Here is a 13049-nt window from a genome sequence, read left to right on the forward strand (position 1 = left end):
AAATAAGAGAAAACATCTACTATTGTAGCCAACTGGTCAAAATATAAACTAATTTGTCAAAAGAAATAGTTTTAAATTTACAGAAAATTCTTTATTATTAAAGGGAGGATGGACATAATAAAGGGGGAAGAGTATGAACCGGGAAGAGCTGTTAGCGCCACCGATGTATAATTTAGTCGAGGAGATGGAGCGTTATGCCCATGAACCAAATAAGCTTGCGCTAATTTGGCAAGATGATCAAGGGAATAAAAGGGAAGTCACATACCGGGAATTGTTACAAGGGGCGAATAAAATTGGAAATGCTTTTATAAAAAGCGGTCTGCAAAAAGGGGACAAGCTTCTTATTATGATGCCGCGTCTCATTGAAGCATATATGACGTATATTGCCGCAATAAAAGCGGGATTCGTCGTTATTCCAAGTTCAGAAATGCTGCGCAAAAAAGATATTGAATACCGAATCGAGCATGGAGAAGTAAAAGCGATAGTAAGTTATGAACCGTATGTAGGACAATTCGACGGAATCGAGGCAGTGCATTCCCTTCATAAATTTGTATTAAGTGAAAAACCACTAGAAGGCTGGAACAATATACGAGAAGCACTTAAAACAGAGAGTGCTGTATTAGAAATGGCAGAGACAAAGTGTGATGATATGGTTTTCTTATCGTATACATCTGGAACAACAGGCAATCCCAAGGGCGTTGTACATACACATGCTTGGGCGTATGCTCATCTTCGTACGAGCGCTGCAAATTGGTTAGCAATTGAAGAGAATGATGTTGTATGGGCAACAGCAAGTCCAGGGTGGCAAAAGTGGGTGTGGAGTCCATTTCTTGCGACGCTCGGTTCAGGTGCAACTGGATTTGTATATCACGGGAAATTTGATCCGGAAACATATCTACAGTTATTAAGTGATAACAAAGTAAATGTATTGTGCTGTACACCGACTGAATATCGTTTAATGGCAAAAGTGGAGACCTTACAGCAATATGACCTCTCTTCCTTGCATAGTGCGGTTTCGGCAGGAGAGCCATTGAACAGAGAAGTTATAAATACATTCCGAAATTATTTTCAAGTAACGGTTCGTGATGGATATGGTCAAACAGAAAATACATTACTTGTTGGCGTATTAAAAGGAATGGAAATAAAACCTGGTTCGATGGGGAAACCGACGCCGGGTAATCAAGTTGATATTGTGGATGAAGATGGTAAGCCAGTCCTTCCGGGAGAAGTAGGGGATATTGCCGTGCACGTGAAAACACCGGCATTATTTAAACAGTATTATAAAGATCCAGAGCGTACAGCTATGCAATTTCGCGGCGATTATTACATTACAGGTGACCAGGCCAAAAAGGATGAAGATGGTTACTTTTGGTTTGAAGGACGAGGCGACGATATTATTATTAGCTCCGGCTATACAATCGGACCGTTCGAGGTGGAAGATGCACTGGTCAAACATCCATACGTCAGAGAATGTGCGGTTGTGGCAAGTCCAGATGAAATACGAGGAAATATCGTAAAAGCCTTTATCGTGTTAAAGGAAAATGTCGATGAGCAAGACAGCACGTTAATTCCGCTTCTGCAAGACCATGTAAAGGAATTAACGGCGCCTTATAAATACCCGCGTAAAATTGAATTTGTGAAAGAATTGCCAAAAACAATTTCCGGTAAAATTCGCCGCGTGGAGCTGCGAAAACGTGAAATGGAGTTGGCTTCCAAATAACCTTGCACAATTTGCCCGATTCTAGCTGAATAGAATTGGGTTTTTTGTTTAACTAGAGAGAGTGTTTTATAATGGTATTATAAGAAAATTAAGATAATAAAAGAGCTATAAGGGTAAAGTATAGGGGGGAGAGAATGTACGGCGTAATTGCTCTTATTAAAGTTGAATATAAAAATGAAAAATGTGTGGATGCCCCTATTATTTTTTCGAAAAGGTTAACGGGTGTTGCAAACAATGTTTATAGCTAATAAAAAGGGGGAGAAAAAATGGGAGAACTTTGGCACGGCGGAAAGATTTATACGATGGAAGAAGACGGAAGATTCGTAGAAGCAGTTTACATAGAAAACGGTAAAATTATTGCTGTTGGAAGGAAAGAAGAATTAGAAGAGCGGTATCAGCCGAAACAGTTCTTAAATTTAGAAGGAAAAACAGTGCTCCCTGGTCTGGTTGATAGCCATATGCATCTTATTGGACACGGAGAACGATTACTTCGCTTAGATTTATCAGCATGCACATCTTATCAGGAAGTACTAAACCTTGTTGCTGAGCGAGTGAACAGGGCGAAGCAAGGAGAATGGATTATTGGCGAGGGTTGGAATGAAAATAATTTTACAGATCGAAAAGATGTACATAAACGAGATTTAGATGATTTATCACGTCGTCACCCTATTGTGTTGAAACGCGTTTGCCGTCATGTAACGTTAGTGAACTCTTATATTCTTGAGAAAGCTGAGATTATGCAAGATAGAGAAGACCCGAAAGGTGGGAAAATTGGCCGCGATCAACATGGTGAACTTACAGGTTTATTGTATGAACAAGCGCAGGAATTGATCGCGCCTCTTCTACCAGAAATCGATGCAGCCTATTTAACGAAGGCACTGCAAACTGCAATTCAAGATTGTTGGCAATATGGACTCGTTGGTGGTCATACAGAAGACTTAAACTATTATGGCGGTTTTCAAAAAACGTACAATGCCTTTACGGAAGTGATTCGAGATTTACCGTTTAAAGCGCATCTTCTTGTTCATCATGAAGTAGCACACGAACGTGAGCGATATGAGAATACACATTATATTGAGTTTGGAGCAATGAAGATCTTCTCAGACGGTTCCTTTGGCGGACGAACAGCGCTGCTTACTGAACCATATGCAGATGCAAAGGAAACGAATGGCGTTGCTATTTTTTCTCGTGAAGAGCTTGCGGAACTCGTCAAACAAGCAAGAGAATTCCATATGCCTGTCGCAATTCATACAATTGGTGATCTATCGCTTGAATATGTGATTGATGCGCTTGAAATGCACCCGCCAAAAGAGGGGCAGCGTGATCGTATTATTCACTGTCAACTTACCCGTGAAGAGTTAACCCAGCGCATGAAGAAGCTCCCAGTAATTTTAGATATTCAGCCTGTCTTCGTTTCTTCTGATTTTCCATCTGTTATTGAAAAGCTAGGGGAGCAGCGCCTTCGATATGCATATGCATGGAAAACACTCCTTTCTGCTGGATTACACTGTGCGGGTGGTTCGGATGCACCAATTGAGCAAGTGAACCCGCTTTTAGGTATATACAGCGCTGTAACAAGAAAGAGCTTTGTGGATGGAAACTGTTACATACCAGAAGAAAGGTTATCCGTATTTGAAGCTGTGTCACTGTTCACAACAGGAAGCGCATATGCGATTGGAAAAGAAGAGAACCGCGGAAAAATTGCAGCGGGATATGAAGCTGATTTTACGATATTAGATAGAGATATATTTAACGTGCAGGAAGAAGAAATAAAAGAGATAAATGTTACGATGACGGTTGTGGATGGTGAAGTTGTGCATAAGAGATAAAGGCGGCACATGCCGCCTTTATTCTTTATCCCTCTATTCGTGGGCAGGATAAGAGCAGGGAAGAAAACTGCCCGTAAAAGCCCGATTGGTTAGTTTCACTTTATAAAAACGTTCTTTGTACTTTTTCCCAGAACGAATTATTTTTTAGTTTTACTGTTTTGATTTGTTTATCGCTTAAACGAACAACTGCTTTTTCGACTTGCTTAATGCTAAGTGCTTCGTTATCCATACCCATGACAGGATAATCTTTGTCATTATGAGTTAATTTTAATGTTAACGTACGATTGTTGCTTAAAATAAATGGAGAACCAAGGGTACGGTACGTATTGTTATTTAACGAAGCAAGCTCACTTACTTGGAAACATGGAATTAATGGATCCACGACAGCTCCGCTTAGTGATTTATTATATGCAGTGCTTCCTGTTGGGGTCGAAACGACTAAGCCATCCCCTCTGAATGTTTCAAAATATAAATCATCGATGTACACATCTAATACAAATGTTTTAATTACGCTAGAGCGCAGTGTAAATTCATTTAGGCAATAAAAGGACGTGTCATGATCGACAGTTACTTGAATTGTTGGATATTTTCTTACTTCAATTTTATTTTTTGTGATTTCTTGAAGGGCGCTATCGACATAGTCGATGTGGAAGTCACAGTAAAAGGAAATATCATCTGTTGTCGAAATCCCTGCGTATAAACAATCCTCACGAAATCCTGTTTTTCTAACAGCTTGTAAAAATGTCCCGTCGTCGCCAACACTAACGATGGCATTTGCGTTCTTTGGATGGTCTAGTATTGTAAATCCGTTTTCCTTTAAAATGTCGTATACTGGTTTCATTTTTTCGATAAGCGTTGCTTTATTATCACCGTAAAAGAAAAATAAATTGCGACGATCTTCCATTTTGTATCCCTCCATGCAGTAAATAATATGTTCAAATAGTATATTTCAATAAAAATATGAGAAATCCTTCTTTTTTTAGAAAAATCTATATTTTCAATTTCGTTTATATTTTTCATATCGTGTCGATAATGGATACGGAATGAAAGGGTGGTACGATGAAGTGGCTTGTGATTGGAATTGGAATGCTTATTTTGCTTCTCTTACTTATTTTATTATCGAAATTATCGCTGAAAATTAGTTTGTTATATACAGAAACAGAAAAGCAATGTTTGTTTGAAGTGAAAATTTGGATGATTCATTATACGTTTGATGTACTAGAACGGATTGAAAAGCAGCAAAGAAAAACAGGTCAAAAAATTGAAAAAGCAGGAGAAGAAGGCGGGACTGAGGATAAATTTGTGGCATGGCTTGACAGTATAGGGGAGATTATAAAAAGGCTGCAAGAAATCCATACTATGATTAAAGATTTTCTTCAAAAAGTGAAAATCAACAATTGGAAATGGTATTCGCAAATTGGAACAGGTGATGCAGCGAGTACAGGAGTTATTACAGGCTATGTATGGTCGGTAAAAGGGATTATTGTTGGCGTTGCCGGACAATATGCAGAAATTATAGGTGCGCCGCAGCTTGAAATTACTCCGATTTTTCAAGGGGAAACTGTAGCAACACATTGTGAATTAACGGCCTCATTTCGCATATATCGTGCAGTTAAGGCAGTAATTCGGTTATTTATATTTCTGAAGAAGCAAGGCGTTATTACGACAGATCATACGGTGCAGCAATAAAGTGAAACTTTAATCAGTAGGGGGGTTCTTCATCCCTCAATGATTATCAGCTCTTACCAATTGGGCGCATACCAGCAGTTTATCTCCCACATAACTTCTTCAGAAAAGCGGAAGCGGCACGCTCAGAATTGTAGGACGTTGGAGCTTCTGACGTAGAGGTGTTTTTTACCTCGCAGGAAGAAGCGAAGCCGCTGAACATTCTAGTCACTAGAACTGGACATTGCTTTCGCCGGATTTTGAGGTGGGAGTATTACTGCCCGTTAAAGCGGGATAAATATAGGGGGGATTATATGGAACATCCAATTCAAGGGTTAATGACAACAGCGATGCAACAGTTAAATCATATGATTGATGTGAATACAATCATTGGTGACCCAATTCAGTCACCTGATGGAAGTGTTATCTTAACGGTTTCTAAAGTAAGCTTTGGCTTTGCGGCAGGTGGTAGTGAATTTGGGAAATTAGAAAATAATAATCATCATCCATTTGGCGGTGGTAGCGGTGGCGGTGTTTCCATTAACCCGGTTGCTTTTCTTATAGTAAGTAGTGAAGGTGTGAAAGTACTTCATTTAGATAAACAGACGCATATACTTGATAAAATAATGGAATTAGCACCGCAAGCAGTTGATAAGGTAAAAGAAATGATGAATAAGCAAAAAGATGAACAGCCGGAGTATGAAATATAAGAAAAAGAAGCTAATCGAGCGATTAGCTTCTTTTTTCTAAAAACAGAGCGATTCAGTTGCATTCTGTTTACTGAACATCTATCATTTACACTGTACATATTTTGTTTTTTAGAAAAGGGAGGATTTTCAAATGGCAAACGTAACGTTTAAAGGAAACCCAATCACTTTAGTTGGCACAGAAGTGAAAGTAGGCGATCAAGCTCCAAACTTCCAAGTGTTAGCAAATGATTTATCTCCGGTAACTTTAGAGACATATAAAGGCGCAGTGAAATTGATTAGTGTTGTACCATCTATTGATACAGGTGTATGTGATGCACAAACTCGTCGTTTCAACGAAGATGCAGCTGGTATTGAAAATGCAAAAGTATTAACAATTAGCGTTGATTTACCATTCGCTCAAAAGCGTTGGTGTGCAGCTAACGGTTTAGAAAACGTTGTAACGGTTTCTGATCACCGCGACCTTTCTTTTGGCGAAGCATACGGTGTTGTGATGAAAGAACTTCGTTTACTTGCACGTGCAGTATTCGTAGTAGATAGCAACGACAAAGTGGTTTACGTAGAATACGTAAGCGAAGGTACAAGCCATCCAAATTACGAAGCAGCATTAGAGGCAGCAAAGGCTGCAAAGTAATATAGGCAACAAAGAGCGATCTCTTCTCAAGGGGTCGCTTTTTCTTTTGGGAAAAATTTAAAATATGGTATGATATAAGTTATGTGTATTTTAGTTTAAAGGAGGAATTTTCGTGAGTTCAACAGTAGAAACATTATTTTCTATTTTTGATTCTTCTGCCGTAATTTTACGTAAAGAATTAGATATAACGTATTTAGAAGCACTTGTAGAAACGGGTGACAATTTATTTGAAGGAACAATTTTACAAGAAGGCTTAGAACAACCAACAATTGAACGATTAGAGCGTGAATATAGCAAGTTTAATGAAGAAAACTATAAAGGCGAAGAAATTCGCAAAGCGTTCCAACTTGCCATCTTAAAAGGGATGAAAGATGGCGTACAAGCAAATCATGAAATGACGCCTGATGCAGTTGGGATGTTTATGAGTTATTTATTCCATAAATTTATGAAGGATCAAAAGGAAATAACTGTACTAGATCCTGCAGTTGGAACGGGAAATTTATTAACGACAATTTTCAATGGCTGCTTAGAAGGGACAACGATGAGTGGCTTTGGAGTAGATGTGGATGACTTGCTTGTTAAACTTGCATTAGTCAATGCAAATTTACAAAAACAAGCGGTCGAGTTCTTTAATCAAGATGGACTAGCTTCTCTTTATATTGATCCAGTTGATGCGGTTGTATGTGATTTACCAATCGGCTATTATCCAAATGAAATCGGTGCAAGTGAATATACGTTAAAAGCAGATGAAGGTATGTCTTATGCACATCATCTTTTTATTGAACAAAGTGTCAAACATACAAAAGAAGGCGGCTATTTATTTTTCTTAGTGCCAAACTTCATTTTTGAAAGTGACCAAGCACCAAAGCTTCATGCATTTATTAAAGAAACATGTTTTGTGCAAGGATTACTACAGTTACCTGTTTCCATGTTTAAGAATGAAAAAAATGCAAAAAGTATATTTGTTCTCCAAAAGAAAGGGCAAAACGTAAACATGCCAAAACAAGCGTTATTAGTAGAATTACCGAAATTCTCTAATATGCAAGCGATGGAGAACATTATGCAGCAAATTAACGGCTGGTTTGTTGAGAAAAACTAAAAGGGTTCATATATAACAGATATACACTTATATATAGTACAGTTTTATATTGTTTACAAAATTCAGTAATATTTATAGGTGACAAAATTGAAAACTTTAAATCTGTAATATAAAAAAAAACGTTGTGTTACAATTTTTTCTCTTGAAATATGTGTCGTACGATGTTTAAATTAAAATCGTGAGTATTAAATTTTTATCAGTGGAACGGTTCTGTTATCTGAGAAAAATTGAAGACATAAAATTGAGCGGTTTGTGGAGAGATTCCACACAGCTAGAGAAAAAGGGGCGAAAGACTAGATGTCAAAAATCATCGCGATTAATGCAGGAAGCTCTTCCTTAAAGTTCCAATTATTTGAAATGCCAAGTGAAACAGTATTAACAAAAGGTTTAGTAGAACGTATCGGTTTAGACGATGCTATCTTCACAATTACTGTGAACGGTGAAAAACAAACTGAAGTAACAAATATCGCAGACCATGGCGTTGCGGTTAATATGCTTTTAAACAAATTAACTGAAACAGGTATTATTAAATCTCTTGATGAGATTAGCGGTATTGGTCACCGTGTTGTACACGGCGGTGAAAAATTCCCAGATTCTGCTCTAATTACTGATGAAGTATTAGCAGAAATCGATGCTTTAAGTGAGTTAGCACCACTTCATAACCCAGCACACGTTGTTGGTATTAAAGCATTCCAAGCAGTTCTTCCGAACGTACCTTCAGTAGCAGTGTTTGATACAGCGTTCCATCAAACAATGCCAGAAGAATCTTTCTTATATAGCTTACCTTATGAATACTATGAAAAATACGGCATCCGTAAATACGGCTTCCACGGTACTTCTCATAAGTATGTAACAGAGCGTGCAGCTGAATTATTAGGCCGTCCACTTGAAAGTTTACGTTTACTTTCTTGTCACTTAGGTAACGGTGCAAGTATCGCAGCTGTTGAAGGCGGAAAATCAATTGATACGTCTATGGGCTTCACACCACTTGCTGGTGTAACAATGGGTACACGTTCTGGTAACCTTGATCCTGCGTTAATTCCATATATTATGAAGAAAACAGGACAATCTGTAGATGAAGTTCTTAACGTATTAAACAAGAAAAGTGGTATGTTAGGTCTTTCTGGATTCTCAAGTGACTTACGTGATATTGAGCAAGCTGAAGAAGAAGGAAATCACCGTGCAGAAGTAGCACTAGAGATCTTTGTTGACCGCATCCATAAATACATCGGTTCTTATGCAGCTCGCATGAAAGGTGTAGACGCAATCATCTTTACAGCTGGTATTGGTGAGAACAGTGCACTAATTCGTGAGCGCGTATTAGAAGGACTTGAGTTTATGGGCGTATACTTCGATCCAAAACGCAACAACTTCCGTGGTGAAGAAGCATTCATCAGCTTCCCTCACTCTCCAGTAAAAGTAATCGTAATTCCAACAGACGAAGAAGTTATGATTGCTCGTGACGTAGTACGTCTTGGTAATATTGGTTAATATATGATGAAAAGACGGGATGATTCCCGTCTTTTTCTGTTATCTTTTTGAAAGTAGTTCGGTTAATCCGTTTGGGTATAATGTTTTTTCCTTTTGCAAAAACATTTCAATTGGGATCCATACAGCATAAGAGATGGTATCTCCTTCTGCAATTGTGATCTTATTCCTTTTATAAAGTTCTTTGTTTGAAAAGCAGATAGAATACAATTGGACTATTTCATGGCCAATTGTATTGCCTATTTGAAAGATGTTTTCTAAACAGCCTAAGTATGTACCGATTTCTACAGTGACGCCAAGTTCTTCTTTAAATTCTCGCATAACGGTTTGCGCCGCGTATTCCCCAAGTTCAATCGTTCCTCCAAGTGGTCGGTAATAACGTCCCTCACCACTTTCATGTTTTTCGTTATATTCTTCAACGAGGATGCAATCATTGTGTTCAATAATACCTAACGCTTTCGCACGTGGATACATAACATCCCTCTCCTTTTTTATTAGGACTTATTTGAAAATAACATATTTTTCAGAAAAAAACAGGGCGTACGGCCTCTCACGGCAAATATATTACAAGGTAGAAAAATAATCCAAGGGGATGTTTGTATGCTGTCAAAGGGCGAGGAACGAATTTTACATGATCTAAAAGGCTGGGAGCAACAACTAGTGCAATACGAATCAACGGATTTTCAGCAAATGTTTAATAAATGGTTAAATCGTACATTTTCGAAATTGCCAGAGAAGAAACGAAATGAAATTTTTTCGAAGGCAGATGGATGGCTCTTTCATTTACATGCGTTCATACAAAGCTCGCAGTCGCAGCTCGATGCGCGAGGGCGGATTTTGGGGGCGGCGCGTGTGTTTGATGATTCTATTGAACATATTGAAGAAATGAGAGAACTATCTATTCATCAACTAACATACATAGCAGAACAACAAACAGCTCGTCATCGTTTATATTCTTTCGTGCAAGGAGGAGTAACAGGAATTGGCGGTTTTTTATTATTAAGTGCAGACTTCCCTGTATTGATTGGTTTAAATGTGAAAGCTGTGCAGCTTATTGCCACATCATTTGGTCATGATGTGAATAAACCGTATGAAATGATGTTAGCGTTAAAGGTGTTTCATGCGGCTATATTGCCAGCGCATTTGCAGCAGTATGCTTGGTATAACTTACTGCAAGAGTTAGAACAAGAAGAGCCAGCGCCATTCTTTTATGAGGGAGAAGAGGAAGTAGTAAATCCGGCATCAGTACAAGTACTGTTAAAACAAATTTTGAAAACGTTCATTATTTATTCGCTACGCCGCAAGTTGTTTCAAGGTGTACCGGTACTTGGGATTGCGGTTGGATCTACGGCGAACTATCGGTTAACGCGGAGTGTGACAGAGTTTGCGAATCGATTTTATCAAATGCGTTATTTACGCCAAAAGTAAAAAGCGAAAGGCAGCTGCCTTTCGCTTCTAATTTGTTGCATGTTGTTTTGATAATGGAATTGCCACTGTTTTCTTTTCCTCTGCTGGATAATAGATTAAATCTAGCGCCTTCGCCTGTACAGCAAGGGAAAGAATTGTAAAGGCAATCTGAGTCCATGTTAAATAGTATAGTGAAAGTGCAATGACAATTACGTCAAAAACGAAGAAAATTTGCCCAACTGTAAAGTGAGTCTTTTTACTTAATACAATCGTTAAAATATCATCTCCGCCTGTTGCACCGCCGAATCGTAAAATAAAACCAAGTCCAACTCCAGCTAAAGCCCCGCCTATTACTGCAGCTACAAATAAATGATTAGATAAATCAACCGTGAATGGAGAATAATTTTCCATTAAAGAATAAAACGCTCCGAATGAAAGCGAACCGATAAATGAATAACCAACCATTTTTTTACCTAAAAATGTAGCACATAGTAAAATGACTGGAATATCCATTAAAACAGTTGAAATGGATGGTGAAATATCAAAAAAGTTTTGTAAAAACAGTGCGATTCCGACAAAGCCACCTTCAGTTAAGTGGTTTTGAAAATGAATGTGATATAGTGCGGTAGCTAAAATAAATGAACCAAGTAAAACCATAAAAATTTCTTTAATAATTCGTCGACTTTGGATGTTCTCCATCGTTATTCCTTCTCTCCGTAGTTAGTAGTTTTCTAGTTTGTATAAACTAACTACGCCTATATAGCAGCAGTTAGTTTACAGATGTCTAACTACGCTATATATCACTGAAGAAATAACGAATAATCCTCTCGTCCATCAATTCTCCCTACTTTCGTTTTAGTTTAGGCCTAAAATAGACTAAACAAAACTCAGAGTAGGATTTTTGTTTAGCAATCCTATTCTCTTCTAGGTTTTGTTTAGTGAGTGTCATACAACCTAAACAAAACGCTACGTGTAAGAAGAGTCTTTTTGTTGCCAAATTATCCTTCGGGTAATCATAATTTCCCCACTTTCGTATTTTTTTCGCTAGACAAAATATCTAAGCAAAAAAATACGCTACGTGTAAGATTCGTCTTTTCGATGCCACATGCTCCTTCGAGCGATCATGATATCTAAATCCTTTCTGTAAAAGATTTTATACTATTATATCATACTTTTTGAAAATGTATGATGCTGGAAACTGAAAGTGGGCAAAGAAAAACCTACATACTTCGTAAATATGAGAGGGTAAGGTGAAGTTCAGTTAAAGTTTGAGGGGAGATGGTGTAATAAAATAATATTTGCTGTCGAAAGTTTTTTATTATGAAAGTAAAATTTTGTGCGGTGTAAATGATCTAAATTCATTTTAATTTTTCGACATCTTTGTCTAGCTTCAGCGGCTAGAATAGTTGGTGGCTTCGCATTTTCCGTTGAGGCAAAAAGTACCTCTATGTCACAAGCTCTATCCCCTCTTGTTTTGAGCGAGTCGCTTTCGCTTTTCTGAAGAAGTTAGGGCCTGTAAAGGGGTGATAATCAGTGGGGATGAAGAAAACACCCATTGATTAAAGATTCGCTTTATGGCTGCTTTTCAACCTGTATTCATACAGAAATTTACTTTAATTAATTACATAATATTCATTTTAAAGTGAATATTCCCTATAATTCGAGTCATATAGGGGATGACTGGAGAGGTTCATATGAAAATAATAGATATGCAAACAAGCGTAGAGGAAAAAAGGGGAGAACTAACTGAACTTGTAAAAATGTATGGATTAAATCATGAGAAGGTAGTTGTATGCAGCAAAGAGTTAGATGAATTAGTCTATCGTTTGATGGGAAGTGTTACTTACCAAGAAAGTATGCATTCTATTTCTGTAAGGAAAAATATGAATGACAATATAAATTCCCCTTAGTTAAAAACGTTTGTGAATATTCATAATGAAAAATTCCCATCAGTAGAGCTCTACTGATGGGAATTTTTTTATTTGGTGGTTTTGTAAATACGTCTAAAGAGGCGACGTGACAAGAGTATATGAATCTGCCAGTGTAAGTGAATGAAGCAGTTTGGATACATTCGTCTCCTTTTACTAGCAGACCTCGCATTCCAAAGTATATTAAATCTCCTATGAAAGAAATTGTAGGTGACGAATGAAGTGTGTAAACTCCAAATAAGAATTACTGATGCGCTTTTCCTTCAGAAACATTTTGAGTAAGGCGGTACCAAAGCCAAAGGTCGTTAATGATGGAGGCAAGATCAGCAATTTCTGTATTCAATTTACAGGAAAGCTCGAAGTTTTCTTCGTTATTTAATTTATGCTGTTTCGTATTAATGATATGTTCAAGCTCCTGAATTCGATCGGGTATTTTCCCGCGAATTTGTTCCCACTTTAATAAAATGGCATGCTGCACAGTGGTAGGAATCTCTTCCCATTTTTCTTGTAAATCAGGTATTTCAATTCCTAGATGTTCATTATATATGAAATATTGTTTCATGCCTCTCCCC

General features: G+C 37.7%; 13 protein-coding genes. 9 read left to right on the plus strand and 4 right to left on the minus strand.

The annotated features are described in order from the left end of the window. The first annotated feature begins 133 nt into the window (after positions 1–133). Together mbcS and AB1280_RS22685 are read left to right on the plus strand one after the other, a co-directional pair. Positions 134–1720 (plus strand): acyl-CoA synthetase MbcS, encoded by a 1587-nt coding sequence (mbcS, locus tag AB1280_RS22680; RefSeq protein ID WP_429757094.1) that lies wholly within the window; start codon positions 134–136, stop codon positions 1718–1720. 266 nt (positions 1721–1986) lie between these two features. Further along, positions 1987–3549: an amidohydrolase gene (locus tag AB1280_RS22685; RefSeq protein WP_429757095.1), complete on the plus strand. Its 1563-nt coding sequence runs from the start codon at positions 1987–1989 to the stop codon at positions 3547–3549. Between the two features lie 100 nt (positions 3550–3649). Here the strand turns inward: AB1280_RS22685 and AB1280_RS22690 are convergent, their stop codons facing one another. Continuing rightward, positions 3650–4453 carry an NAD kinase gene (locus tag AB1280_RS22690; protein ID WP_429757096.1) on the minus strand — a complete coding sequence of 268 codons (804 nt, stop codon included), beginning with the start codon at positions 4451–4453 and terminating at the stop codon, positions 3650–3652. Positions 4454–4608: 155 nt separating this feature from the next. On the opposite strand from AB1280_RS22690, the gene AB1280_RS22695 reads away from it, so the two are divergent. From AB1280_RS22695 to AB1280_RS22715, 5 genes are all read left to right on the plus strand, one after another. Further along, complete coding sequence (locus tag AB1280_RS22695; RefSeq protein WP_429757097.1) at positions 4609–5238, plus strand: DUF2953 domain-containing protein; 630 nt, start codon at positions 4609–4611, stop codon at positions 5236–5238. A 290-nt stretch (positions 5239–5528) separates the two neighbouring features. After that, complete coding sequence (gene ytfJ / locus AB1280_RS22700; RefSeq protein WP_429757098.1) at positions 5529–5924, plus strand: GerW family sporulation protein; 396 nt, start codon at positions 5529–5531, stop codon at positions 5922–5924. 130 nt (positions 5925–6054) lie between these two features. Then, positions 6055–6555, plus strand: a complete 501-nt coding sequence (gene tpx, locus AB1280_RS22705; RefSeq protein ID WP_272186484.1) for a thiol peroxidase — start codon at positions 6055–6057, stop codon at positions 6553–6555. Between the two features lie 112 nt (positions 6556–6667). Next, entirely contained in the window at positions 6668–7654 is a 987-nt protein-coding gene (locus AB1280_RS22710; RefSeq protein WP_272186485.1) for a class I SAM-dependent methyltransferase, read from the plus strand. A 297-nt stretch (positions 7655–7951) separates the two neighbouring features. Continuing rightward, complete coding sequence (locus AB1280_RS22715) at positions 7952–9145, plus strand: acetate kinase (RefSeq protein WP_272186486.1); 1194 nt, start codon at positions 7952–7954, stop codon at positions 9143–9145. Positions 9146–9184: 39 nt separating this feature from the next. Here the strand turns inward: AB1280_RS22715 and AB1280_RS22720 are convergent, their stop codons facing one another. Further along, complete coding sequence (locus AB1280_RS22720; protein ID WP_429757099.1) at positions 9185–9616, minus strand: NUDIX hydrolase; 432 nt, start codon at positions 9614–9616, stop codon at positions 9185–9187. 126 nt (positions 9617–9742) lie between these two features. Between AB1280_RS22720 and AB1280_RS22725 the strand changes: the two genes are divergently transcribed. Then, the gene (locus AB1280_RS22725; protein WP_429757100.1) at positions 9743–10570 is read left to right on the plus strand and encodes an EcsC family protein; all 828 of its coding nucleotides are present in this window, start codon (positions 9743–9745) and stop codon (positions 10568–10570) included. A 27-nt stretch (positions 10571–10597) separates the two neighbouring features. On the opposite strand, the gene AB1280_RS22730 is transcribed toward AB1280_RS22725, so the two are convergent. Continuing rightward, on the minus strand, positions 10598–11248 hold the full coding sequence (locus AB1280_RS22730; protein ID WP_272186488.1) for a YitT family protein: 651 nt from the start codon (positions 11246–11248) through the stop codon (positions 10598–10600). A gap of 995 nt (positions 11249–12243) precedes the next feature. On the opposite strand from AB1280_RS22730, the gene AB1280_RS22735 reads away from it, so the two are divergent. After that, the gene (locus AB1280_RS22735) at positions 12244–12459 is read left to right on the plus strand and encodes an aspartyl-phosphate phosphatase Spo0E family protein (protein WP_272186489.1); all 216 of its coding nucleotides are present in this window, start codon (positions 12244–12246) and stop codon (positions 12457–12459) included. A gap of 262 nt (positions 12460–12721) precedes the next feature. Here the strand turns inward: AB1280_RS22735 and AB1280_RS22740 are convergent, their stop codons facing one another. Further along, on the minus strand, positions 12722–13039 hold the full coding sequence (locus AB1280_RS22740) for a radical SAM protein (RefSeq protein WP_429757101.1): 318 nt from the start codon (positions 13037–13039) through the stop codon (positions 12722–12724). Positions 13040–13049: the final 10 nt, after the last annotated feature.

Source organism: Bacillus sp. S10(2024), from assembly GCF_050473865.1.
In the GTDB taxonomy this organism is placed as follows: Bacteria; Bacillota; Bacilli; order Bacillales; family Bacillaceae_G; genus Bacillus_A.